Raw genomic sequence first — 23,283 nt, forward strand, 5'->3', positions numbered from 1 at the left:
ATCAGTAACGATCGTGTTTTCGACAACACAGCCCTTGACGTGCTCGTAACGCCGAAGCAAGACTCCCGTCCATCGGTCGACATTGTCGAACAGCTACCGGCAATACGCGCTAGAGTGTGACAACGCCAGGCCGGTATCGAACTTCCCTGGACGTAGGACAAAGGAGTCGCGGGTGTCCAGCTCCGACATCTTCATCGGCGAGACCATCGGTACCGCCATACTCATCCTCCTCGGCGGTGGCGTCTGTGCCGCCGTCACGCTGAAGGCTTCCAAGGCCCGCAACGCCGGCTGGCTCGCCATCACCTTCGGGTGGGGCTTCGCGGTGCTCACGGCCGTCTACACCTCGGCGCCGCTGTCCGGCGCCCATCTGAACCCGGCCGTCACCCTCGCGCTCGCGATCAAGGACGGCGACTGGAAGAACGTCCCGGTCTACTGGGCCGGTCAGATCCTGGGCGCCATGATCGGCGCGGCCCTGGTCTGGATCGCTTACTACGGTCAGTTCCAGGCCCACCTCACCGACCGCGAGATAGTCGGCGCCCCGGGTGCGCAGGACACCACGGCCAAGGCCGTCGAGGCCCAGGAGAAGGGCGCCGGCCCCGTGCTGGGCGTCTTCTCCACCGGCCCCGAGGTCCGCGTCGCCTGGCAGAACATCGCCACGGAGGTCATCGGCACCATCGTGCTGGTGCTCGCGGTGCTCACCCAGGGCCTGAACGACAAGGGCAACGGCCTGGGCACCCTGGGCGCCCTGGTCACCGCCCTCGTCGTGGTCTCCATCGGCCTGTCGCTCGGTGGTCCGACGGGGTACGCGATCAACCCGGCCCGTGACCTCGGCCCGCGCATCGTGCACGCCCTGCTGCCCCTGCCCAACAAGGGCGGCTCCGACTGGGGCTACGCCTGGGTCCCGGTGGTGGGACCGCTGATCGGCGGTGCCATCGCCGCAGGCATCTACAACGTCGCGTTCGCCTAGGAGCGGCAATCACCGCCGCTTCGAGAAACTCTCGGCACGCGCCGTACGTAAAGCCCCATAAACACGGAACTTCCCAGGAGACACAGTGACCGACGCGCACACCGCCGGCCCCTTCATCGCCGCCATCGACCAGGGCACCACCTCCAGCCGCTGCATCGTCTTCGACCGGGACGGCCGGATCGTCTCCGTCGACCAGAAGGAGCACGAGCAGATCTTCCCGAAGCCGGGCTGGGTCGAGCACAACGCCACCGAGATCTGGACCAACGTCCAGGAGGTCGTCGCCGGGGCCATCGAGAAGGCCGGCATCACCCGCGACGACATCAAGGCCATCGGCATCACCAACCAGCGCGAGACGACCGTGCTGTGGGACAAGAACACCGGTGAGCCCGTCCACAACGCCATCGTCTGGCAGGACACCCGCACCGACGCCCTCTGCCGCGAGCTCGGCCGCAACGTCGGCCAGGACCGCTTCCGCCGCGAGACGGGCCTGCCCCTCGCCTCCTACTTCGCCGGCCCCAAGGCCCGCTGGCTGCTCGACAACGTCGACGGCCTGAAGGAGCGCGCCGAGGCCGGCGACATCCTCTTCGGCACGATGGACACCTGGGTCATCTGGAACCTGACCGGTGGTGTCGACGGCGGCAAGCACGTCACCGACGTCACCAACGCCTCGCGCACCATGCTGATGAACCTGCACACCATGCAGTGGGACGACAAGATCTGCGATTCCATCGGCGTCCCGAAGCAGATCCTGCCCGAGATCCGCTCCTCCGCCGAGGTCTACGGCGAGATCACCGGCGGCAGGCTGGGCGACCTGCTCGGCGGCATCCCGGTCGCCTCAGCGCTCGGCGACCAGCAGGCGGCCCTGTTCGGCCAGACCTGCTTCGCCGAGGGCGAGACCAAGTCGACCTACGGCACCGGCACGTTCATGGTGATGAACACCGGCGACAAGATCATCAACTCCTACAGCGGCCTGCTGACCACCGTCGGCTACAAGATCGGCGACCAGAAGACGGTCTACGCCCTGGAGGGCTCGATCGCGGTCACCGGCTCGCTGGTGCAGTGGATGCGCGACCAGATGGGCCTGATCTCCACCGCCGCCGAGATCGAGACCCTCGCCCTGTCTGTCGAGGACAACGGCGGCGCCTACTTCGTGCCGGCCTTCTCCGGTCTGTTCGCCCCCTACTGGCGCTCCGACGCCCGCGGTGTCATCGCCGGTCTGACCCGGTACGTCACCAAGGCCCACCTCGCGCGTGCCGTGCTGGAGGCGACCGCCTGGCAGACGCGGGAGATCGCCGACGCCATGACGAAGGACTCCGGCGTCGAGCTGGCCGCCCTGAAGGTCGACGGCGGCATGACCTCCAACAACCTGCTGATGCAGACCCTGGCCGACTTCGTGGACGCCCCCGTGGTGCGCCCGATGGTCGCCGAGACCACCTGCCTCGGCGCCGCCTACGCCGCCGGTCTCGCCGTCGGCTTCTGGAACAGCACCGACGACCTGCGCGCCAACTGGCGGCGGGCCGCCGAGTGGACCCCCCGCATGGACGCGGAGACCCGCGCCCGTGAGTACAAGAACTGGCTCAAGGCCGTCGAGCGGACCATGGGCTGGCTCGAGGACGAGGAGTAAGAAACAGCATGACCACCAAGTCCACCCTGCAGTCCGTGCCTGCCCTGGGGACGCACCCGGCCTCCGGCTCGAACCCGAGCCGAGCCGAGACCAGGGAGCAGCTCTCCAAGGCGTCGTACGACCTTCTCGTGATCGGCGGCGGCATCCTGGGCATCTCCACCGCCTGGCACGCCGCGCAGTCCGGCCTCAGGGTGGCTCTGGTGGACGCCGGCGACTTCGCCGGCGCCACGTCCTCCGCCTCCTCCAAGCTCCTCCACGGCGGTCTGCGCTACCTCCAGACCGGTGCGGTGAAGCTGGTGGCGGAGAACCACTTCGAGCGCCGTGCGGTCTCCCGCCAGGTGGCCCCCCACCTGGCGAACCCGCTCACGTTCTACCTCCCCGTGTACAAGGGCGGGCCGCACGGCGCGGCGAAGCTCGGCGCGGGTGTCTTCGCCTACTCCGCGCTCTCCGCCTTCGGTGACGGCGTCGGGCACCTGCTCTCCCCGGCCAAGGCCGCGCAGGACGTGCCGGAGCTGCGCACCGAGAACCTCAAGGCCGTGGCCGTGTACGGCGACGACCAGATGAACGACGCCCGCATGGCGCTGATGACCGTCCGCGGGGCCGTCGAGGCCGGCGCGGTCGTGCTCAACCACGCCGAGGTGACGGGCCTGCGCTTCACTCAGGGCCGGGTCACCGGCGCCGAGCTGAGGGACCGCCTGTCCGGCGACGAGTTCGGCGTGAACGCCCGGCTGGTGCTGAACGCGACCGGCCCGTGGGTCGACCACCTGCGCAAGATGGAGAACCCGAACGCGGCTCCGTCCATCCGCCTGTCGAAGGGCGCGCACCTCGTCCTGAAGCGGACCTCCCCCTGGAAGGCCGCGCTCGCCACCCCGATCGACAAGTACCGCATCACCTTCGCCCTCCCCTGGGAGGACATGCTGCTGCTCGGCACCACCGACGAGGTGTTCGAGGGCGACCCGGCGGACGTCTCGGTCACCGAGCAGGACATAACCCAGATCCTGGACGAGGCCGCCTTCTCGGTCCGCGACCAGCAGCTCAGCCGCGACCTCATCACGTACTCCTTCGCCGGCCTGCGCGTGCTGCCGGGCGGCCCCGGCGACACCGCCAAGGCCAAGCGCGAGACGGTCGTCACCGAGGGCCGGGGCGGCATGCTGTCCGTCGCGGGCGGCAAGTGGACCACCTTCCGCCACATCGGCCGGACGATCATGAAGAAGCTGGAGTCGCTGCCGGGCCACCCGCTGGGCGACGACTTCGAGCCGATCAGCGCGCTGCCGAAGAAGCTGCCGCTGCCCGGCATCGCCAACCCGCGCGCGGTCGCCCACCGGCTGCTCACCGACCGGCCCGCGCCGGGCCCGCGCATGGCGCCCGACACGGCCAGGCACCTGGCCACGCACTACGGTTCGCTGGCCTTCGACATCGCCCGGCTGGCCAACGAGAGCCCCGAGCTCGCCGAGCGCGTCCACCCCGACGCCCCGGAGATCTGGGCGCAGGTCGTCTGGGCCCGGGACCACGAGTGGGCCGAGACGCAGGACGACGTGCTGCGCCGCCGCACCACGCTGACCATCCGCGGCCTGGCCACGGACGACGTCCGGGCCAAGGTGCAGGACGTGCTCGACAAGAAGTAGGCACGGGTACCGGGACACCCCATCCCGGCAGGGGCGGCTCCACGCCGACGGAGCCGCCCCTGCCGCGTTCCCGTGCCCCCATAATGACCTGATACGTCGGAGGTCTTAAAAGCACAGGGAGGCCGCCATGGCAGTCACCGACGAGGCGATCGAGAAGATCAAGGGGATGATCGTCTCCGGCGCGTTGCGCCCGGGTGACCGGCTGCCCAAGGAGAGCGAACTCGCCGCCGATCTGGGGTTGTCGCGCAACTCCCTGCGGGAGGCCGTGCGCGCCCTGTCGCTGATCCGCATCCTGGACGTGCGGCAGGGCGACGGCACGTACGTCACCAGCCTCGACCCGCAACTCCTGCTGGAGGCGATGAGCTTCGTCGTCGACTTCCACCGCGACGACACGGTCCTGGAGTTCCTGGCCGTACGCCGCATCCTGGAACCGGCGGCGACCGCCATGGCGGCGCTGCGGATCAGCGAGCAGCAACTGGACGCGCTCGGGGCCCAGCTGGACAAGCTCGGCGCCACCCCGTCCGTGGAGGATCTGGTCGCCTGCGACCTGGAGTTCCACCGGGGCATCGTGCGCAGCTCGGGCAACTCCGTGCTCTGTTCGCTGCTCGACGGACTGTCGGGTCCCACCACCCGGGCCCGGATCTGGCGGGGCCTCACCCAGGAGGACGCCGTCGCCCGCACCCTGCGCGAGCACCGGGCCATCCTCGCCGCCCTGCGCGACCGGGACGCCGAGGCGGCCCGCTCGTGGGCGACCGTGCACATCGCGAGCGTGGAGCAGTGGCTGCGCTCCACGTTGTGACCGGGGCCCGGCGCACCGCTCGCACGAATCCGGGGTGTTCAGGGCCGGATGGCGGGGCAGTGATGGGGGCACTCCCCCTGCAAGGGGGCTGCGGGCGCCCCCGCGGCACGCCGTAAGGTTGGGTGGTCAAGCGAGGGCACGTCGGAAGGAGGCACTGGGTGATCGAGCTCGAGGGGGTTCCCGAGCTGATCGACCCGGTCATGGTGGCCGCGTTCGAGGGCTGGAACGATGCCGGCGACGCCGCCTCCACCGCGGTCGCGCATCTGGACAGGGAGTGGAAGGGCGAGGTGTTCGCGGCGCTGGACGCCGAGGACTACTACGACTTCCAGGTGAACCGCCCCACGGTGTTCATGGAAGCGGGCGTTCGCAAGATCACCTGGCCCACGACGAGGCTGTCGGTGGTCCGGGTCGGCGGGGACAAGCCGCGCGATCTCGTACTCGTCCGGGGCATCGAACCCTCCATGCGGTGGCGTTCGTTCTGCAACGAACTGCTCGGCTTCGCGCACGAACTGGGGGTGGAACTGGTGGTCGTCCTGGGCGCGCTGCTCGGCGACACCCCGCACACCCGTCCGGTTCCGATCAGCGGCACGACATCCGACCCGGACCTGGCCCGCCGCATGGACCTGGAGGAGACCAAGTACGAGGGCCCCACGGGCATCGTCGGCGTCCTCCAGGAGGCCTGCACGCACGCGGGCGTCCCGGCCGTCTCCCTCTGGGCGGCGGTGCCGCACTACGTGTCGCAGCCGCCCAACCCGAAGGCCACGCTGGCCCTCCTGAACCGCCTGGAGGACCTGATCGACGTGCGCATCCCGCTGGGCGAGCTGCCCGAGGACGCGCGCGCCTGGCAGACCGGCGTGGACCAGCTGGCCGCCGAGGACAGCGAGGTCGCCGAGTACGTCCAGTCGCTGGAGGAGGCCCGGGACACCGCCGAGCTGCCGGAGGCGTCGGGCGAGGCGATCGCCCGGGAGTTCGAGCGCTATCTGCGGCGCCGTGACGGGGGCGGACCGCCCGCGACGGGCGGCCACGCCACGGCCGACGGCAGCGACAGCACGTCGTACCTGCGGGACAACCCCGGGGGCCGCACGCGCCCGCCGAAACCCCCCAAGCCGGGCACGGACGACGACGAGTCGTCGGAGGACTGAGACGCACGCACGAACGCCGAAGGGGCGCCTCCCGGCCGGGAGGCGCCCCTTCGGCTCTGTCCGGCTTCCGGCTATAGCGCCACGCCGAGCAGCGCGTCCACGGCACGGGAGACCACGCCGGGCGCGCCGATGTCCGTGCCGCCGCTCCGCTCCTGGAGGGCGGCCCAGCGGTCGACGGCGGTGAGCGCGGCCGGGGCGTTCAGGTCGTCGGAGAGGGCCTCGCGGATCTCCTCGACGAGCTCCTCGGCCGGGGGCCCGTCGGGCCGGGAGACGGCGGCCCGCCAGCGGCCGAGCCGCGCGACGGCGTCCTGGAGGACCTGGTCGGTGTACTCCCAGTCGGCGCGGTAGTGGTGGGCGAGCAGCGCGAGCCGGATCGCGGCCGGGTCGACGCCGTCGTACCGGAGCCTGGAGACGAAGACCAGGTTGCCCTTGGACTTGGACATCTTCTCGCCGTCGAGGGCGACCATGCCGGCGTGCACGTACGCCTTGGCCATGGGGAACTCGCCGGTGAGGGCCTGGGCGTGCGAGGCGCCCATCTCGTGGTGCGGGAAGGCGAGATCGGAACCGCCGCCCTGGATGTCGAAGCCCATGCCGAGGTGGTCCAGGGCGATGGCCACGCACTCGATGTGCCAGCCGGGCCGTCCGCGCCCGAGCGATCCGCCGTCCCAGCTGGGCTCGCCCTCACGGGCCGCCATCCACAGCATCGGGTCGAGCGGGTTCTTCTTGCCCGGGCGGTCCGGGTCACCGCCGCGCTCGGCGGACAGCAGCCGCATCGCCGCGGCGTCGAGGCCCGAGACCTTGCCGAAGTGCGGGTCGGACTCGACGGAGAAGTACACGTCCCCGTCGAGCTCGTAGGCGGCGCCGGCGTCCCGGAGCCGCTCGACGAGCGGGACGATCCCGGGTATGGCCTCGACGGCGCCTATGTACTGCCGCGGCGGCAGCATCCGCAGGGCCGTCATGTCCTCGCGGAAGAGGGCCGTCTCCTTCTCGGCGAGGGCGGCCCAGTCGACGCCGTCGCGCTGCGCCCGCTCCAGGAGGGGATCGTCGACGTCGGTGACGTTCTGGACGTAGTGAACCTGCCGCTTGGTGTCGAGCCACACGCGCTGCACGAGGTCGAACGCGTTGTAGGTCGCCGCGTGTCCCAGGTGAGTGGCGTCGTACGGGGTGATGCCGCAGACGTAGATACGGGCGACGGGACCGGGGTCGAGGGTGACGAGGCCGCCGGTCGCGGTGTCGTGGATCCTCAGGTCGCGGCCCTGACCAGGCAGGGCGGGGACCTCGGAAGCGGGCCAGGCATGCATGCCATGAGCCTAACCGGACTGAAGTTCCGGATACGAACGGGAGCGGGCCACACGGCCGAGAAGGCGCTCTTGCGGTGTCCCGGGTGTCTGTGCTGCTACACGGGTGGCCAGGGGATCGCCGGCCACTCACCGCTCGGCTCCGGGTGGGTTCCCGAGGCGAGCAGGGCGGCGACCCGCGCCCGGGTGGCGTCGATCTCGGCACCGGTGATCAGCGGTTCGAGCCGCGCGGTGAGCGTCCCGCCCTGCGCAAGGCCTTTCCTGAGGTCGTCGAGGACGTCCAGGGCCTCCTGCGGCAGGGGTTCCCCGGCCCAGCCCCACAGCAGGGTCCGCAGCTTGTTCTCGGCGTTGAAGGTGACCCCGTGGTCGATGCCGTACAGCCGTCCCTCACCGGTGGGCAGCAGGTGCCCGCCCTTGCGGTCGGCGTTGTTGATCACGGCGTCCAGCACCGCGAGGCGCCGCAGCCGTGCGTCGTCGGCGTGCACGAGGAGCGCGGTGCGTCCCTCGCCGACCTCGGCGAAACCGATGGCCTTCCAGCCCGGCTCCGGTTCCTCGCCGTCGACCAGGGCGAGCAGCTCCGCCTCGGGTGCCACCTCGATCCACAGCTGGCACATGCCCTCGCCGTAGGGCCCGTCGCGCAGCACGGTGGGCGGCACCAGGCCCCAGCCGGTCGCCTCGGAGACCTCGTACGCGGCGACCTCGCGCTGGGCCAGCGTCCCGTCGGGGAAGTCCCACAGCGGCCGCTCCCCCGCGACCGGTTTGTAGACGCAGGCCGCCTCCCGGCCGTCGTACGCCACCGTGCAGTACAGGGCCGCGTTGGAGGCCTCACGGATGCGTCCGCGGACGGTCAGTTCACCCCGGGCGAGCAGCTCGGCGGCGTCCGGTGGCGACGTCACGCTCCGCGGCGGTATCCGTTCTGGCGCGGACATACGTGTCCTTCCGGGTCGAGCGGGAGGCTGCACAGCGGGCACGGCGGCCGCCCGGCGTTGACGACGTCGAGGGCGCGCTTGGCGAAGGCCCTGGCCTGCGCGCCGGTGAGGCGGACCCGCAGCATCGGGGGCCCGTTCTCCTCGTCCTGGAGCAGCCGCTCCTCGGCCTCGGCGAGGTCCTCCTCGGATTCCGCGTCGAGCTCTACGAGCGCCTGCGCCTCGACGATCATGAGCTGCTCGTCGCCGTCCCAGGCGAGCGCCATGGTGCCGACCCGGAACTCCTCCTCGATGGGGGTGTCCAGCGGGGCGGTGTCGGTGTCCGAGGGGGCGACGGCGGGGACCTGGGCGCTCCCGCCGCTACGGCGTACGACCTCGTCGAGCAGTTCGTCCATGCGCTCGGCGAGCGCGGCGACCTGGGTCTTCTCCAGGGCCACGCTGGTCACGCGCGAGCCGGCGGAGGCCTGGAGGTAGAACGAACGGCGCCCGGGCAGTCCGACCGTACCGGCCACGAAACGCTCCGGATGGTCGTAGAGGAACACCTGACGGGACACGTCCTGTCTCCATTGGAATCGTGGGAACCGTATGAGCACGGCACTGCTGCGACCGCTTCACCCTACTGCGGCGAACGATCACGGTGCGCCCGCACCACCCCCGACTTCGGCCTCACCGCCCGGCGGTTCCTCGCGCGGCGCCAGGGACGTGAAGTCGCCGGTGTCGCCGAGCCGGACGAGGAAGGGCCGCAGCCGGGTGTAGCGGATCGCGGTGACGGAACACGGGTCGACGGAGATCCGCTGGAAGAGGTCGAGATGGAGTCCGAGCGCGTCGGCGACGAGCGACTTGATGATGTCGCCGTGCGAGCACATGAGGTAGACGGCGTCGGGGCCGTGGTCGCGCTCCACGCGCGCGTTCCACTCGCGTACGGCCTCGGCGGCGCGGGTCTGCATGGCGCGCATGGACTCCCCGCCGGGGAAGGCCGCCGCGGAGGGGTGCGCCTGCACCACCTCCATCAGCGGCTCGTCCGTGAGTTCGGCGAGCTTGCGTCCGGACCAGTCGCCGTAGTGGCACTCGCCGATGCGTTCGTCGGTGTGCGGGCTCAGCTCCGGCCGGGCGTCGAGCAACGGCCGGACGGTCTCCTGGCAGCGCTGGAGCGGGCTGGTGACGACTTCGGCGAGGGGCAGTCCGGCCAGCCGCCCCGGGAGCGCGGCGGCCTGTGCGGCACCGCGCTCGTCGAGGGAGACGCCGGGGGTCCAGCCGGCGAGCAGTCCCTCGGTGTTGGCGGTGGAGCGTCCGTGCCTGACCAGGATCAACGTGGGCATGCGCTCCAGCGTAGGCGCACGCGCGCGTGCGGTGTCGTTCGAGTGACGGGAGACTCGCCTCGTGATCGTGGACTGTGCCATTTACCGCGACGGACAGCGGACGGAAGGGCCCGAGGACCTTTCCGACGCCCTGGGCGAGGCCCGCACGGCGGGCGGGTTCGTGTGGATCGGGCTGCACGAGCCGACCGAGGGCGAGTTCGACCATGTGACCCGGGAGTTCGGGCTGCACCCGCTGGCCGTCGAGGACGCCCTCAAGGCCCACCAGCGGCCCAAGCTCGAGGTGTACGACGACTCGCTCTTCGTGGTGCTCAAGCCGGTGGCGTACGAGCCGCAGAGCGACACCGTCTCCTCCGGCGAGATCATGATCTTCCTCGGTGACTCGTTCGTGGTGACCGTCCGGCACGGCGAGGGCTCCCCGCTCAGGGCCGTGCGCCACCGGCTCGAACAGGAGCCGGAGCTGCTGGTCAAAGGGCCCACGGCCGTGCTGTACGCGGTCGCCGACGCCACCGTCGACCACTATCTGGACGTGGCGACCGAGCTCCAGACCGACCTGGAGGGGCTGGAGGCGGAGGTGTTCTCGCCGGACGGCGGGGGCTCGCGGAACACGGCCTCCCGGATCTACGACTTCAAGCGGCAGGTCCTGGAGTTCCGACGGGCGACCGGCCCGCTGGCCCCACCGATGAGCCGGCTGGCGGGCACGGCGACGTCCGGCGTGGCGGTGCCCTTCGTGGACGACCGCGCCCGGCCGTTCTTCCGCGACGTCAACGACCACCTCACGCGTGTGAACGACTCCGTGGAGAACCTGGACCGGCTGGTGTCGGACATCCTCTCGGCGCACCTGGCGCAGATGAGCGTCCGGCAGAACGACGACATGCGGAAGATCTCCGCCTGGGCGGCCATGGCCGCGATCCCCACGATGCTGGCGGGGATCTACGGCATGAACTTCGAGCACATGCCCGAGCTGCGCTGGGTCTGGTCCTATCCGGCCCTGCTCGTCGTGATGGCCGCCCTGGAGGTGATGATCTTCCGGCTGTTCAAGCACCGCGGGTGGCTGTAGCCGGGCCGGCTCAGGCGAACTCGGGTTCCGGGGCCGCGGGACCGCCGAGGGCGTTGCGGCGCTCGGGCGTCTCCAGCGACACCATGCGGCGCCAGCCGCCGGCGCGTTCGTAGGCGTACACGGCGTGGATGCCGGCCGCGAGCACCGCCGACTTGGCCTTGGACCAGCCGAGGATGCGGCCCATGTGCGCCATGACGGCGAGGCTGACGTCCCGGTAGATCCGGATCTCGGCGAGCGCGCAGGCGCGCAGGGTGCGCTGGATGGCCCGGCCGTGGCCCGCGTAGGCGAAGCGCAGCAGCTCCTCGTGGCAGTAGGCGAGGTGGTTGTCCTCGTCGTTGGAGATCTGCCGGACCGCGCGGCCGATGTCGGGGTGGTCGGCGAAGTGCTTGCGGAGCAGGTCCATCTGCTCGGAGGCGCGCTGCTCGGTGACTCTGCTGTGCGAGAGGTAGGTGACGATGTCCTGGACCGTGAGCCGCTCGTCGCGCCTCAGCTGCTCGTGCGCGAGGCCGATGCCGTTCTTCTCCAGGAGCATGGTGTAGTCGGTCTCCGGCGGGACCGGGACGGGGTCGAGACCGCGCTTCTTCATCAGGGCGTTGAAGATCCGGCCGTGCTTGTCCTCGTCGGCGCCGTGCCGGCTGATCTTGGGGGCGAGTTCACGCTCGGCCTCGGGGACGAGCGCGGCGATACGGGCGTTCTCCCAGCCGCCTTGGGTCTCGCCGCTCGCGGCGATGGAGCAGAACAGGGCGAAGGACTCGTCGTTGTCGAGGATCTCCTGGAACAGACTCTTGGCCGAAAGCATCGTGGGCACCTCTCCCGCGCGCGTGGGCGTACTGCGGCCTTCCGCAGGGTTCCGCGAAGAACGAGTCAAGTGCGGGGTGGGGGGTGCTGCAACAGGGGTGAGGGACAACTGCGCCGAATGGAGGACGCGCGGGCGGGCGTCCCGGGCCGGGTGCGGGCGCGGTGCCGTAACCACCGGCGGCCCGGCGCGTTGTTCCGCGTGACGGCCGTGGCGGGGAAGACCCCCGAGCCCCCACCACGGCCGCGGAACCTCTAGGGCCTCGTTTGGATCAGGCCGGCCGCAGGACGCGGCGCCGGGATGATCCGAACGACAGGCCTCAGGCGAGTCCGGCGCGCTCCAGGGCCTCCGTGCCGGCGCGCAGCGACGCGAGCCGCTCATCGAGCGTGAAGCCCGCCGGGGCGAGCGACAGGGTGGTGACCCCGGCGGCGGCGTAGGCCTTCATCCGGTCCGCGATGCGGTCCACGGAACCGAGCAGGGTCGTCTTGTCGATCAGGTCGTGCGGCACGGCGGCCGCGGCGCCCTGCTTGTCGCCCGAGAGGTACTTGCTCTGGATCTCGGCCGCCTCCCGCTCGTAGCCCATGCGCTGGGCGAGCTGGTTGTAGAAGTTCTGCTTGGGGCTGCCCATGCCGCCGACGTACAGCGCGGTGTAGGGGCGGAAGGTGTCGGCGAGCGCGGCCACGTCCTTGTCGTCGCCGACCGCGAGCGGCAGGGTCGGGCAGACGTCGAACCCGTCGAGGGTCTTGCCGGCCTTCTCGCGCCCGGCGCGCAGGTGCGTGATCGTCGTGTCCTCGAGGTGCTCGGCGGACGGGAAGATCAGCAGGGCGCCGTCGGCGATCTCGCCGGTCTGCTCGAGGTTCTTCGGGCCGATCGCGGCGATGTACAGCGGGATGTGCTCGCGCTGCGGGTGCACGGTCAGCTTGATCGGCTTGCCCGGGCCGCCGGGCAGGGGCAGCGTCCAGTGCTGCCCCTCGTAGGACAGGCGCTCGCGGGTCATGGCCTTGCGGACGATCTCGACGTACTCGCGGGTGCGGGCGAGCGGCTTGTCGAACTTGACGCCGTACCAGCCCTCGGAGACCTGCGGTCCGGAGACGCCGAGGCCGAGGCGGAAGCGGCCGCCGGAGAGGGAGTCGAGGGTGGCGGCCGTCATGGCCGTCATGGCGGGCTGGCGGGCCGGGATCTGGAAGATGGCCGAGCCGACGTCGATGCGCTCGGTCTGGGCGGCGACCCAGCTCAGTACGGTGGCGGCGTCGGAGCCGTAGGCCTCGGCGGCCCAGCAGACGGCGTAGCCGAGCCGGTCGGCCTCCTGGGCGACGGCCAGGTTGTCCGCGTCCATTCCGGCACCCCAGTAGCCGAGGTTGATACCGAGCTGCATGCCGCATCCCCTTACCGATCAGTAACGTGCCTGTGCGGGCACCTTAGCGCGGAGGCCGGGGCGAGGTACACGGCCACGGCCGGTCCAGCGTTTAGATGAGTGAACAGAAATCATGGACACGGCCATTGACGCGTCCACGGCAAGTTCGTACCTTTCGCTGGAAAGCGCTTTCTCTCACCACCGTCCGAAGGCGAACGGAGAGGCACGATGAAGCGAGCACTTCCCTTGAGGCTCCACGCGACCCTGGCCACGCTGGCCCTCGCCGCCGCGACCGGCACCCTGGTGTCGACGCCCGAGGCGTCGGCGGCGACCGGCGCCGCCACCGGCTACGCGGCCCAGAACGGCGGAACCACCGGCGGAGCGGGAGGCCGGATCGTCAGGGCCACCACGGGCACGGGGATCCACCAGGCCCTGTGCGGCCGGGCGAGCACCAGCACCCCGATCGTCATCGAGGTCACGGGGACCATCAACCACGCCAACACCAAGAAGGCCTCCGGCAGCGGCTGTGACACCGCCGACGGCGTGATCGAACTCAAGAAGGTCAGCAATGTGACCCTGGTCGGGGTCGGCAGCGGGGCCGTCTTCGACCAAGTGGGCATCCACATCCGCGAATCGAAGAACATCGTCATCCAGAACGTGACCGTCCGGAACGTCAAGAAGTCGGGCTCCCCCACGTCCAACGGCGGCGACGCCATCGGCATGGAGAGCAACGTCCGCAACGTCTGGGTCGATCACACCACCCTGGAGGCCTCGGGCGGTGAGTCGGAGGGCTACGACGGCCTGTTCGACATGAAGAACAACACCCAGTACGTGACCCTGTCCTACAGCGTCCTGCGAAACTCGGGCCGCGGCGGCCTGGTCGGCAGCAGCGAGAGCGACCGGTCGAACGGGTTCATCACCTACCACCACAACCGCTACGAGAACATCGACTCCCGCGCCCCGCTGCTGCGCGGCGGCATCGCGCACATGTACAACAACCATTACGTGCGCCTCAACGAGTCCGGCATCAACTCCCGGGCCGGCGCCCGCGCCAGGGTGGACAACAACTACTTCGAGGACTCCAAGGACGTCCTCGGCACCTTCTACACCGACGAAGCCGGGTACTGGCAGGTCGGCGGCAACGTCTTCGACAACGTGACCTGGTCGAACCCCGGCAGCGAGAACCACCCGGCCGGACCCGACCCGAAGTCGAACACCACCGTCACCCTCCCGTACACGTTCCGCGCGGACACCGCCTCCTGCGTGCCGGCCGTGGTGAACCGGACGGCGGGCGCGAACAAGGGCCTTCAGGTGTCCGACGGCACGTGCTAGCCGAGGGCACCGGTCACCGGCGGATCAGCGAACCCCACGGCCCCGCTCCTGGAAATCGGTGGTCCGCGGCCACCCACACCGCAGGTTCTGGCCAGTAATCTCGGCGTTCATGGAGCAGAGGCATCTCGGCCGCACCGGCCTGCGTGTGTCCCGGATCGGGCTCGGCACCCTGACCTGGGGGCGGGACACCGACGAGCACGACGCCGCTGACCTGATGAAGACGTTCTGGGAAGCGGGCGGGACCCTCGTCGACACCGCGGACGTGTACGGCGACGGTGAGGCCGAGTACCTGCTCGGCCGGCTCATGGACGGCCTGGTGCCACGGCGCGACCTGGTCATCTCGACCAAGGCCGGCAGCGTGCCGGATCCCGACCGCCGTTTCGACGGGTCGCGCGGGCATCTGCTCGCCGCGCTGGACGGTTCTCTCTCCCGGCTCGGCACCGACCATGTCGACCTGTGGCATGTGCACGCGTACGACCCGGACACCCCGCTGGAGGAGACCCTCCAGGCCCTCGACCTGGCGGTCTCCAGCGGGCGTGCCCGCTATGCCGCCGTCTCCAACTTCTGCGGCTGGCAGCTGGCCAAGGCCGCGACCTGGCAGCTCTCGGCACCCGGCAGGACCCGCCTGGCCGGTACGCAGCTGGAGTACTCCCTGCTCCAGCGCGGTGTGGAGCGTGAGGTGCTGCCGGCCGCGCTGGACCTGGGCATGGGGCTGCTGCCGTCCTCACCGCTCGGGCGCGGAGTGCTGACGGGCAAGTACCGGGGCGACTCCATACCGCCGGACTCACGCGGTGCCTCGGAGCACCTCGCGCCGTTCGTCGCGCCGTACCTCGACGACACGGCGAGCCGCATCGTGGACGCCGTGGCGACCGCGGCGGACGGGCTGGCGGTGACGCCGCTCCAGGTGGCCCTGGCGTGGGTGCGCGACCGGCCGGGCGTGGCCGCCCCGATCGTCGGCGCGCGCAACGCGCAGCAGCTCACGGCGGCATTGTCAGTGGAGACCCTTAGTCTTCCTGACGAGATCTGCCGGGCGCTCGACGATGTGTCGGCGCCCGTGCACCGCTATCCCGATCACGACTGGAGCACGCTGTGAGCACGGAGCCCGAGACCACGGAGGAAGCCGAGCCGGGGACGCCGGGCGCCGGGAGCACAACGGCGGCGCGGGGCGGGGCGGAGACCGTCGGCGCACCGGCGGCGCGGGGCGAGGCGGAGGCCGTCGGCGCACCGGCGGCGCGGGGCGAGGCGGGGGGCGGTCGGGGGGCCGAGGGGGAGCCCCGGGCCGAGGACGCCGGGCGGGGGCCTGAGGCGCAGGACGGTGATGCCGGTGACGGGCAGGGGCCCGGTGCCGACGGGGCCGGAGGCGACGCGGGGCACGGGGACGAGGACCGAGGCGTCGAAGCCGGGGACGGGCAGGAGTCCCACGGCGAAGACGGTGAAGGCGGCGCTGGGCAGGAGGCCGGCGCCCAGGGCCCTGGAGCCGACGCCGGGCAGGAATCCGGCGGCGAGGACGCCCCGGCCGCAGGGCCCGGGCAGCTCTCCGAGGCGGAGGCCGAGTTGCTCGCCCAGCAGATCGAGCGGGAGCGCATCGAGCAGCGCAAGGCCGAGAAGAAGAGCCCGATCGCGGCCGGCACCAAGCTGAGCGGCAAGGCCGCGGACCTGCTCGCGGCCGTACGAGCCGTCGAGAGCGGCGACAAGCCGGTGGCCACGGTGTTCGAAGGGCCCCGGCCCGCTCCCCGCCGCGCCGCCCCCGAACCGGAGCGGCGGCCGCAGCCGGTGGCGCCCGAGCCGACCGCCGCATCGGCGGCACCCGCGCCGGAGGCGGTCCGGGCCGTGGCGCGGGTGCTCGGCGAGGGTGGTGCCCCGGAGGCGCTCGCGCCGCAGATCGCGACCGCCCTCGGCGAGGGCGCGGACGAACAGCTGCGCGCCGACCCCTGGCAGTTGCTGAGGATCCCGGGCGTGCGGCCCGAGCAGGCCGACGGATTCGCGCGGGCCCTGCTCGGCGCCGAGTGCGGCCCGGACGACGAGCGGCGGGGCCGGGCCCTGACCGGCTGGCTCCTGGAACAGGCGGCGCTGGCCGGGCACACCGCCCTGGAGATGCCGGCCCTCCTCGCGGCCCTGGCCCAGCGGGGGGTGCCGGAACCCGACAGTGCCGTGCAGGACGCGATCGCGGAGGGTGAGGCGCTGGTCTTCCAGGACGCCCTGGAGGAGCGGGCCGCCGCCCCGGCCCCGGGCGACGGGGAGGGCGCCGAGGAGGACGAGGAGCGTCCGGTCCGTGTCCTGGTCGGGCTGGAGCGGTACGCGCTGGCGGAGGAGAGCCTGGCCGATGGCCTGGCCCGGCTGGTCAACTCGGCTCCCAAGCAGGACGGTTCGGCCGAGGACTGGGAGCGTGCCGCCGCGGCCCGGGGGTCGGCGGCGGAGCTGATCCGCGCGGTCGCCGGCCACGGCCTGGTGCTCCAAACCGGCGGCGAGGCGTCGCTGGCCGAGCCCGCCGCCCTGCTGGACACCGCCCGGTCCCTCGGGCTGCGGGCCTGGGCGGCCACCCACGGTCCGGCCGGGCGGAACCGTTTCGCGGCCCTGCTGCGCCGCTCCGGCCCGGCAGCGGACGGCCCGGGGCGAACGGACGAGATGCCCGCCGGCTCTCCCGACTCCCCCGTCGCCACCGTCACCGGGCTCCTCGCGGGCCGGGAAGGACCGGGCCGGGACGCGGAGGGCGCCCTCGACCTCGACCTCCTCGTGGTGCTCGACGCGCCGCAGCTGGACGTCGAGACGGCCGCCCTGCTGACGGAATCGCTGCCGGACGGGGCGCGCCTGGTGCTGGCCGGGGACCCTTCGGTGCTGTGGTCCGTGGGGCCCGGCCGGGTGTTCGCGGATCTGCTCGCGGCGCGGATCTGCCCCCACGTGGCCTCGCGGCGGCCGGATCCGGGACCGCTGGGCGAGCTCGTCTCCGGGATCGGCGTCGGCGAGCTGAACCAGGTCGAGGCCCCCGGCAAGGAGGTCGTCATCGTGCCGGTGCGGGACCCGGGCGAGGCGGTGCACCGGACGGTGCAGCTCGTCGTGGATTCGGTGCCCCGAGCGATCGGCGTACCGGCCGAGGAGACCCAGGTCATCACGCCGGGGCACGGCGGAGCGGTGGGCACGCGGGTACTGAACGCGGCGCTGAAGGAGCGGCTCAACCCGGGCCCGGGCCGCTTCGGCGGGTTCGACCCCGGTGACCGGATCGTCCACTCCCCCGTCCCGGGGCGGGCGGTGCCGGGCCGTGTGGTGACGGCGGACGCCGAGGGGCTGCACCTGTCGTGCGAGGGCGAGGCCGTCGTCGTGCCGAAGGAGCGGGTGGAGCAGTCCGTCCGGCACGCCTGGGCGCTGACCGCGCACCAGGCCGTGGGGAGCCGGTGGCCCGCGGTGGTCGTGGTGCTGCCCGGCGATGCGGCGCAGGCGCTCAGCCGGCCGTGGGTGTACACGGCGTTCGGCCGGGCCGACCGGCATCTGTCCGTGGTGCACGGCGTGGACCAGGCACTCCCCCGGGCCGTGGCCGAGGTTCCGGCCAAGCCGCGGACGACCCGGCTCCCGGTGCTGCTCGCCCCCCAGCTCAGCGGCACGTGACGAGGGGGTGGGTCACGGGCCTCGGCCCGTGACCCACCCCCTCGTGATCGACTCCGGGTGCGCTCAGCGGCGGTCCGCGTCCAGCGGCTCCAGGTCCTCGTCCTCGTCCAGGTCGCTGTCGAGCTCGTCGAGCTCTTCGCCGTCCTCGTCGTCCTCGTCGTCGATCTCGTCGTCGAAGACGGCGCTGACGTCGAAGCGGCAGACCACCTGCTGGGGATCGACCTGCTCGAACGGCGCCCGAAGCCACTCACCGGGCTCGGCCGGCTCGTCCGCGGCCGTCACCCAGAGCGTGGAGTCGCCCTCCTCCAGCCCGAACTCCTTGTGCCGGGAGGCGACCTCGTCGGGTTCGAACTCACCGAACAGCAGCCCCAGCGCGCCGTGCACCGTCCCGGAGGCCGCGACGACGTCGTCGCCCTCCGCCGATTCGATCCGCTGCGCCTGCGCCAGCAGCCGCTGCGGTTCGGCGACGGCGTAGTCACGGCGGATCAGCACGCTCAGCGCGTTCGGTTCCTCGGGTCCGGTGTACGGAGGCAGCGCGTCCTCCGCCCCGGGGATCTCGAAGGGGGTGACCTCGTCGTAGCGGTCGTAGAGCAGTTCGTCGTACACCTCTGCGGCCGCGGCCAGCTGGTTGAACGCCTCGTAGACGGCCGGGTCGTCCTCCCCCGACCTGCGTTCGACCGCCGCAAGGTGGCGGTCGAGCGCGGTCTTGACCGCCTCGGCGGCGGCGCGTACCTCGGCAGCGGTGGGCTGCGCAGCATCAGACATAGTGCAGACGCTATCCGTACCTGGCCCCAGCCCGCACAATAGATGCGATGCCGGAATACGAATTTGTCGACGTGTACGTGCCGCGCGGGGTCTCCCGCAAGGAGACGGCACGTCTGCTGACGGACCACGCGGAGTACGGACATTGGGAGTTGCACCGTCTGAGCCTGCTGCGCGACGGCAGCCGCAAGGTGCGGTTGCGTCGGAGGATCATCCGCCAGGTACGGGCCACGTGGTGAGCTGAGACGGGCACAGGGAGAAGCACATGACGGAGCGGGCCCCTCAGCGGCGGGGCCCGCTCCGTTGTGCGGGGGCGCGTCAGGCCGAGGCGCGCGCCTTGCGGTAGAGGATCGCGCCCGCCAGCAGCGCGCCCGCGCCGGCCGGGAGGGTGAGGCCGAGCGGCAGGTCGCTGCCGGTGGCGGCGAGCTGGGCGTCACCCTTCGGCTGGGTGATGAACTGGCCGCCCGGCTGGTTGCCGTGCGAGGAGCCGCCGGGGGTGTTCACACCGGTGGCGGGCGGGGTGCCCGGGGTTCCGGGGTGACCGGACTCACCAGGGCCGCCGGGGTGGCCCGGGGTGCCGGGACCGCCGGGCGTTCCGGGGTTTCCAGGCGTTCCGGGCGTTCCGGGCTGGCCCGGAGTGCCGGGGCCACCGGGGTTGCCCGGGTGACCCGGGTCGCCGGGGTGGCCCGGCTGGCCGGGCGTCCCGTGGCCGCCGCCGGGCGGAGTGCCGTGGTGGTGCCCGCCGCCCCCGTTCGAGCAGTCGTTGCCCGTGCTGGGATTGCCGACGCCGATCACGTCGACACTGTTGCCGCAGACGTTCACCGGCGCGTCAACCGGTACCTGCACGTGGTTGCCCGAGCCCACACCGGGCGAGTCGGTGGCGTGCCCGCCCGCGTGCGAGCCACCGTGACCGCCGTGTTCGCCGTATCCCCCCGACGACGACCCACCGCCCCCGTTGGCGCACGAGTTGCCGACGGACGGATTGAGCACACCGACGACGTCGACGCTGTTGCCGCAGACGTTCACCGGCACGTGGACCGGTGCCTGGACGTGGTTGCCCGAGCCCACACCGGGCGAGTCTCCGGCGTGCCCGCCCGCGTGCGAACCACCGTGACCGCCATGACCGCCGTGGCCGTGTTCGCCGTATCCCCCCGACGACGATCCACCGCCCTTGTTGGCGCACGAGTTGCCGACGGACGGGTTGAGCACGCCGATGACGTTGACCGTGTTCCCGCAGACGTTGACCGGCGCGTGCACCGGGGCCTGTACCGAGTTCCCGGACAGCACGCCCGGCGAGCCCGAGGCGGTGCCCTGAGCGCCCGAGTCGGCGTGCGCGGTGCCGCCCGCGGCGGCGATCACGCCGGTCGCGGCCGCCACGGTCATCAGACCCTTGCGGGTAGCCTGTCGCATTGCTGAATACCTGCTTTCGACCCTGTCTCGAATTCTTCTCGAATTCCTCGAAAGAAGCGTTCGGTCCCGGAGCGCATGGCACGCGCTCCGGGACCGATGGCTTGGAACTCCCCTCAGCGAGGGGGAAGCGTCACTTGTTGACGCAGGTGTTGCCGAAGGCGGGGTTCAGCAGGCCGATCACGGAGACCGTGTTGCCGCAGACGTTCACCGGGACGTGAACGGGCACCTGGACAACGTTGCCGGACAGGACGCCCGGGGAGTGCACGGCGGCACCCTGAGCACCCGAGTCGGCGACGGCGAGGCCCGCGCCCGCGAGAACCAGCCCACCGGTGGCAGCCGCAGCAGCGACGACCTTCTTGATCATTATTCCTCCTAGTTGGCAAAGCGACCCATCTTGCGATCGCATTACCTGTAACGAGGCTGGAGTAATGAGGCTACGAGCTTATGGTCGCATTCACTCTTCCCAGTAGATTCCGTACGCGCGACCGAATATCGCCGTGTGGCAGGGGTGTTTCAGGACGCGTCGATGAAACGGTCGAGCACCCGCACGCCGAACTTCAGGCCCTCCACCGGCACCCGCTCGTCCACGCCGTGGAACATGCCGGCGAAGTCCAGCTCCGGCGGCAGCTTCAGCGGCACGAAGCCGAAGCCGCGGATGCCCAGGTCGTCGAAGGACTTGGCGTCCGTCCCGCCCGAGAGCATGTAGGGGATCGCCTTGGCGGTCGGGTCCTCGGCCAGCAGCGCGGACTGCATCGCCGCCACCAGCGCCCCGTCGAAGGTGGTCTCGACGGCCTTGTCGGCGTGCACGTCCTCGCGGCGCACCTTCGGGCCGAGGATCCGGTCGAGGTCGGCGAGGAACTCCTCCTCGTGCCCGGGCAGGAACCGTCCGTCGACGTGGGCGGTCGCCTCGCCCGGGATGACGTTGACCTTGTAGCCGGCGCCTAGTTGCGTGGGGTTGGCCGTGTTGCTCAGGGTCGCGCCGATGAGCTTGGCGATACCGCCGAGCCTGGCGAGGGTCGACTCCATGTCCTCGGGGTCGAGCTCGGTGCCGAGCGCGTCGCCGAGTTCGTCGAGGAAGGCGCGGGTGGTCTTGGTGACCCGCACCGGGAACTTGTGCCGTCCCAGCCGCGCGACGGCCTCCGACAGCTCGGTGATCGCGTTGTCCCGGTGGATCATCGACCCGTGGCCCGCCGTGCCGGCCACGGTGAGCTTCATCCAGTGCATGCCCTTCTCGGCCGTCTGGATCAGGTAGAGCCGGCGCTGCTCGCTCACGGTGAACGAGAAGCCGCCCACCTCGCTGATGGCCTCGGTGACACCCTCGAACAGGTCGGGGTGGTTGCGGACGAGGTGCTTGGCGCCGTAGGTGCCGCCGGCCTCCTCGTCGGCCAGGAAGGCGAGGACGATGTCGCGCGGGGGCTTGCGCCCGCTGCGCAGCCGGTCGCGGACGACCGCGAGGGTCATCGCGTCCATGTCCTTCATGTCGACGGCCCCGCGGCCCCACACACAGCCGTCGGCGACCTCGCCGGAGAAGGGGTGGTGGGTCCAGTCGTCCGCGTTGGCCGGTACGACGTCGGTGTGGCCGTGGATGAGGAGCGCGGGCCGGGAGGGGTCCTCGCCCTCGATGCGCGCCACGGTGGAGGCGCGGCCCGGGTGGGACTCGAAGATCCGCGGTTCGAGCCCGACCTCCGCGAGCTTCTCGGCGACGTACTCGGCCGCCTTGCGCTCCCCGGGGCCCGAGTGGTCGCCGTAGTTGCTGGTGTCGATCTGGATCAGCTCGCGGCAGAGGTCCACGACCTCGTCCTCGCCGGTGACGCTGCTGGCCGTGTCCGTCTCGCTCACGTGCTTCCTCCCGCTGTCACTGCTGGTGGGTCACCCACATCCTCCCTCTCCCGCGTCCGCGCCCCAAGAGCGCTCCCGGCCCGTCACAGGCCGTTCACGCCCCGCCGGGGTGCGGACGGGGGGTGATCGGCCACCCCGGAAAGCCTGGTAATGTTTACGTCGTCGCCGCGGGGAGAACCCACGCGACAGACACCTTGTCCGGGTGGCGGAATGGCAGACGCGCTAGCTTGAGGTGCTAGTGCCCTTTATCGGGCGTGGGGGTTCAAGTCCCCCCTCGGACACATGGAACTGAGGGCCGTGACCGCGAGGTCACGGCCCTCGGTCGTTCCCAGGAAGGGCGACGATGACCAGGCGTTCCTGCCCCTGCGGGCTCCCCGAGGCCTACGAGGCGTGCTGTGGCCGTTTTCACTCCGGGGCCGCCGCCGCGCCGAGCGCCGAGAAGTTGATGCGGTCGCGGTACTGCGCCTTCGTCAAGGGTGACTCCGGTTATCTCCTGCGGACCTGGCATCCGCGGACGCGGCCCGCGACCCTGGAGCTGGATCCGGGGACGCGGTGGACCGGGCTGGAGATCCTGGGCGCGAGCGACGGCTCGGCGTTCCACACCACCGGGACCGTGGAGTTCCGGGCGTCGTACCGGGGCGGGTCGCTGCACGAGCGGAGCCGGTTCGAGCGGGTCGACGGGGCCTGGGTGTACGTCGACGGGGAGTTCCTGGCGTAGCGGCCGCTACGGCGCCAGGATGTCGAGTTCCTGGAGGGCGCCGACCGTGATCCGGCGGGTCAGTTCCTCCGCCCGGGCCGCGTCCTTGGCGCGGACGGCCTCGGCGACCTGGACGTGCAGGGTGACGGCGGCCGGGTCGGGGTCCTCGAACATCACGTCGTGCTGGGTGCGGCCGGTGAGGACCTCGGCGACGACGTCCCCGAGGCGGGCGAACATCTCGTTGCCGGAGGCCTCGAGGATCACGCGGTGGAACGCGACGTCGTGCAGGAGGTAGCCCTCCAGCTTGTGACCGCGTGAGTGGGCGACCATGCCGAGGGCGCACTCGGTGAGCTCCGCGCACTGCCGCGCCGTGGCGTGCCGGGCGGCGAGGCCGGCCGCGACCGGTTCGATCGCCGAGCGCAGCACCGTCAGGGAGCGCAGCTGTCCGGGGCGGTCGGCACCGGCCAGTCGCCAGCGGATGACCTGGGGGTCGTAGACGTTCCACTCGGACTTCGGGCGGACCGTCACGCCGACGCGGCGGCGGGATTCGACCAGGTACATGGACTCCAGCACGCGGACCGCCTCGCGCATCACGGAGCGCGACACGTCGAAGCGCTGGGCGAGCTCGTCGGTGCGCAGGACGCTGCCCGGAGGGTAGTCACCCGCCGTGATCTCGGGGCCGAGGGTGTCCAGTACGTGGCCGTGCAGCCCCCGGCCCGCTGTGCTCATGCACTCA

At 71.6% G+C, this 23,283-nt stretch carries 21 protein-coding genes, 1 tRNA gene and 1 pseudogene; 12 read left to right on the plus strand and 11 right to left on the minus strand.

The features are described from left to right. The first annotated feature begins 172 nt into the window (after positions 1-172). From AB0I06_RS21095 to AB0I06_RS21115, 5 genes are all read left to right on the plus strand, one after another. Positions 173-967 carry an MIP/aquaporin family protein gene (locus AB0I06_RS21095; RefSeq protein ID WP_363120340.1) on the plus strand — a complete coding sequence of 265 codons (795 nt, stop codon included), beginning with the start codon at positions 173-175 and terminating at the stop codon, positions 965-967. An 85-nt stretch (positions 968-1,052) separates the two neighbouring features. Next, positions 1,053-2,591 carry a glycerol kinase GlpK gene (gene glpK / locus AB0I06_RS21100; protein WP_363120341.1) on the plus strand — a complete coding sequence of 513 codons (1,539 nt, stop codon included), beginning with the start codon at positions 1,053-1,055 and terminating at the stop codon, positions 2,589-2,591. 8 nt (positions 2,592-2,599) lie between these two features. Next, entirely contained in the window at positions 2,600-4,216 is a 1,617-nt protein-coding gene (locus tag AB0I06_RS21105; RefSeq protein WP_363120342.1) for a glycerol-3-phosphate dehydrogenase/oxidase, read from the plus strand. Between the two features lie 127 nt (positions 4,217-4,343). Further along, positions 4,344-5,015 carry a FadR/GntR family transcriptional regulator gene (locus tag AB0I06_RS21110; protein ID WP_363120343.1) on the plus strand — a complete coding sequence of 224 codons (672 nt, stop codon included), beginning with the start codon at positions 4,344-4,346 and terminating at the stop codon, positions 5,013-5,015. A 158-nt stretch (positions 5,016-5,173) separates the two neighbouring features. Then, a complete protein-coding gene (locus tag AB0I06_RS21115) occupies positions 5,174-6,157 on the plus strand; it encodes a PAC2 family protein (protein WP_363120344.1) in 984 nt (327 codons plus the stop codon). Between the two features lie 71 nt (positions 6,158-6,228). Here the strand turns inward: AB0I06_RS21115 and mshC are convergent, their stop codons facing one another. The 4 genes from mshC to AB0I06_RS21135 form a co-directional block, all read right to left on the minus strand. Next, complete coding sequence (gene mshC / locus AB0I06_RS21120) at positions 6,229-7,458, minus strand: cysteine--1-D-myo-inosityl 2-amino-2-deoxy-alpha-D-glucopyranoside ligase (protein ID WP_363120345.1); 1,230 nt, start codon at positions 7,456-7,458, stop codon at positions 6,229-6,231. A gap of 95 nt (positions 7,459-7,553) precedes the next feature. After that, the gene (locus tag AB0I06_RS21125) at positions 7,554-8,384 is read right to left on the minus strand and encodes an SCO1664 family protein (protein WP_363120346.1); all 831 of its coding nucleotides are present in this window, start codon (positions 8,382-8,384) and stop codon (positions 7,554-7,556) included. Further along, entirely contained in the window at positions 8,348-8,935 is a 588-nt protein-coding gene (locus AB0I06_RS21130) for a DUF3090 domain-containing protein (RefSeq protein WP_363120347.1), read from the minus strand. The genes AB0I06_RS21125 and AB0I06_RS21130 overlap by 37 nt, the downstream gene beginning before the upstream one ends. A 78-nt stretch (positions 8,936-9,013) precedes the next feature. Then, a complete protein-coding gene (locus AB0I06_RS21135; protein ID WP_363120348.1) occupies positions 9,014-9,700 on the minus strand; it encodes a histidine phosphatase family protein in 687 nt (228 codons plus the stop codon). Between the two features lie 61 nt (positions 9,701-9,761). Between AB0I06_RS21135 and AB0I06_RS21140 the strand changes: the two genes are divergently transcribed. Continuing rightward, the gene (locus AB0I06_RS21140; protein WP_363120349.1) at positions 9,762-10,757 is read left to right on the plus strand and encodes a magnesium and cobalt transport protein CorA; all 996 of its coding nucleotides are present in this window, start codon (positions 9,762-9,764) and stop codon (positions 10,755-10,757) included. A gap of 10 nt (positions 10,758-10,767) precedes the next feature. Here AB0I06_RS21140 and AB0I06_RS21145 read toward each other — a convergent pair whose 3' ends face one another. Both AB0I06_RS21145 and AB0I06_RS21150 read right to left on the minus strand, forming a co-directional pair. Beyond that, positions 10,768-11,556, minus strand: coding sequence for a ferritin-like domain-containing protein (locus AB0I06_RS21145; protein WP_363120350.1), 789 nt, complete (start codon positions 11,554-11,556; stop codon positions 10,768-10,770). Positions 11,557-11,872: 316 nt separating this feature from the next. Continuing rightward, positions 11,873-12,928 carry an LLM class F420-dependent oxidoreductase gene (locus AB0I06_RS21150; RefSeq protein ID WP_363120351.1) on the minus strand — a complete coding sequence of 352 codons (1,056 nt, stop codon included), beginning with the start codon at positions 12,926-12,928 and terminating at the stop codon, positions 11,873-11,875. Between the two features lie 207 nt (positions 12,929-13,135). On the opposite strand from AB0I06_RS21150, the pseudogene AB0I06_RS21155 reads away from it, so the two are divergent. The 3 genes and pseudogenes from AB0I06_RS21155 to AB0I06_RS21165 all read left to right on the plus strand — a co-directional run. After that, positions 13,136-14,236 (plus strand): annotated as a pseudogene (locus AB0I06_RS21155) (polysaccharide lyase family 1 protein); the annotation flags it as partial. Positions 14,237-14,348: 112 nt separating this feature from the next. Continuing rightward, positions 14,349-15,332: an aldo/keto reductase gene (locus AB0I06_RS21160; RefSeq protein WP_363120352.1), complete on the plus strand. Its 984-nt coding sequence runs from the start codon at positions 14,349-14,351 to the stop codon at positions 15,330-15,332. Beyond that, positions 15,329-17,839, plus strand: coding sequence for a helix-hairpin-helix domain-containing protein (locus AB0I06_RS21165; RefSeq protein WP_363120353.1), 2,511 nt, complete (start codon positions 15,329-15,331; stop codon positions 17,837-17,839). Before AB0I06_RS21160 ends, AB0I06_RS21165 begins: the two co-directional genes overlap by 4 nt. 63 nt (positions 17,840-17,902) lie before the next feature. Here the strand turns inward: AB0I06_RS21165 and AB0I06_RS21170 are convergent, their stop codons facing one another. Then, positions 17,903-18,604, minus strand: coding sequence for a hypothetical protein (locus AB0I06_RS21170; protein ID WP_363120354.1), 702 nt, complete (start codon positions 18,602-18,604; stop codon positions 17,903-17,905). Between the two features lie 47 nt (positions 18,605-18,651). Between AB0I06_RS21170 and AB0I06_RS21175 the strand changes: the two genes are divergently transcribed. Continuing rightward, on the plus strand, positions 18,652-18,840 hold the full coding sequence (locus AB0I06_RS21175) for a DUF5703 family protein (protein WP_010045410.1): 189 nt from the start codon (positions 18,652-18,654) through the stop codon (positions 18,838-18,840). 79 nt (positions 18,841-18,919) lie between these two features. Here the strand turns inward: AB0I06_RS21175 and AB0I06_RS21180 are convergent, their stop codons facing one another. The 3 genes from AB0I06_RS21180 to AB0I06_RS21190 all read right to left on the minus strand — a co-directional run bounded on the left by AB0I06_RS21180 (position 18,920) and on the right by AB0I06_RS21190 (position 21,850). After that, positions 18,920-20,011: a chaplin gene (locus tag AB0I06_RS21180; RefSeq protein ID WP_363120355.1), complete on the minus strand. Its 1,092-nt coding sequence runs from the start codon at positions 20,009-20,011 to the stop codon at positions 18,920-18,922. A gap of 130 nt (positions 20,012-20,141) precedes the next feature. After that, entirely contained in the window at positions 20,142-20,375 is a 234-nt protein-coding gene (chpH, locus tag AB0I06_RS21185) for a chaplin ChpH (RefSeq protein ID WP_215122472.1), read from the minus strand. A 149-nt stretch (positions 20,376-20,524) separates the two neighbouring features. Further along, positions 20,525-21,850 (minus strand): M20/M25/M40 family metallo-hydrolase, encoded by a 1,326-nt coding sequence (locus AB0I06_RS21190; protein ID WP_363120356.1) that lies wholly within the window; start codon positions 21,848-21,850, stop codon positions 20,525-20,527. A 196-nt stretch (positions 21,851-22,046) separates the two neighbouring features. On the opposite strand from AB0I06_RS21190, the gene AB0I06_RS21195 reads away from it, so the two are divergent. Beyond that, positions 22,047-22,131, plus strand: a tRNA-Leu gene (locus AB0I06_RS21195). A gap of 62 nt (positions 22,132-22,193) precedes the next feature. Beyond that, a complete protein-coding gene (locus AB0I06_RS21200; RefSeq protein WP_363120357.1) occupies positions 22,194-22,568 on the plus strand; it encodes a YchJ family metal-binding protein in 375 nt (124 codons plus the stop codon). 6 nt (positions 22,569-22,574) lie between these two features. On the opposite strand, the gene AB0I06_RS21205 is transcribed toward AB0I06_RS21200, so the two are convergent. After that, positions 22,575-23,276 carry a FadR/GntR family transcriptional regulator gene (locus AB0I06_RS21205; RefSeq protein ID WP_363120358.1) on the minus strand — a complete coding sequence of 234 codons (702 nt, stop codon included), beginning with the start codon at positions 23,274-23,276 and terminating at the stop codon, positions 22,575-22,577. Between the last annotated feature and the right edge of the window lie 7 nt (positions 23,277-23,283).

Origin of the sequence: Streptomyces sp. NPDC050674 (assembly GCF_040654575.1) — a bacterium.
In the GTDB taxonomy this organism is placed as follows: Bacteria; Actinomycetota; Actinomycetes; order Streptomycetales; family Streptomycetaceae; genus Streptomyces.

Coding starts and splice junctions, on each gene's coding strand:
- AB0I06_RS21105 (WP_363120342.1), top strand. CDS start 2,600: ATGACCACCAAGTCCACCCTGCAGTCCGTGCCTGCCCTGGGGACGCAC.
- AB0I06_RS21110 (WP_363120343.1), top strand. CDS start 4,344: ATGGCAGTCACCGACGAGGCGATCGAGAAGATCAAGGGGATGATCGTC.
- mshC (WP_363120345.1), bottom strand. CDS start 7,458: ATGCATGCCTGGCCCGCTTCCGAGGTCCCCGCCCTGCCTGGTCAGGGC.
- AB0I06_RS21125 (WP_363120346.1), bottom strand. CDS start 8,384: ATGTCCGCGCCAGAACGGATACCGCCGCGGAGCGTGACGTCGCCACCG.
- AB0I06_RS21135 (WP_363120348.1), bottom strand. CDS start 9,700: ATGCCCACGTTGATCCTGGTCAGGCACGGACGCTCCACCGCCAACACC.
- AB0I06_RS21145 (WP_363120350.1), bottom strand. CDS start 11,556: ATGCTTTCGGCCAAGAGTCTGTTCCAGGAGATCCTCGACAACGACGAG.
- AB0I06_RS21150 (WP_363120351.1), bottom strand. CDS start 12,928: ATGCAGCTCGGTATCAACCTCGGCTACTGGGGTGCCGGAATGGACGCG.
- AB0I06_RS21160 (WP_363120352.1), top strand. CDS start 14,349: ATGGAGCAGAGGCATCTCGGCCGCACCGGCCTGCGTGTGTCCCGGATC.
- AB0I06_RS21170 (WP_363120354.1), bottom strand. CDS start 18,604: ATGTCTGATGCTGCGCAGCCCACCGCTGCCGAGGTACGCGCCGCCGCC.
- AB0I06_RS21175 (WP_010045410.1), top strand. CDS start 18,652: ATGCCGGAATACGAATTTGTCGACGTGTACGTGCCGCGCGGGGTCTCC.
- AB0I06_RS21180 (WP_363120355.1), bottom strand. CDS start 20,011: ATGCGACAGGCTACCCGCAAGGGTCTGATGACCGTGGCGGCCGCGACC.
- chpH (WP_215122472.1), bottom strand. CDS start 20,375: ATGATCAAGAAGGTCGTCGCTGCTGCGGCTGCCACCGGTGGGCTGGTT.
- AB0I06_RS21200 (WP_363120357.1), top strand. CDS start 22,194: ATGACCAGGCGTTCCTGCCCCTGCGGGCTCCCCGAGGCCTACGAGGCG.
- AB0I06_RS21205 (WP_363120358.1), bottom strand. CDS start 23,276: ATGAGCACAGCGGGCCGGGGGCTGCACGGCCACGTACTGGACACCCTC.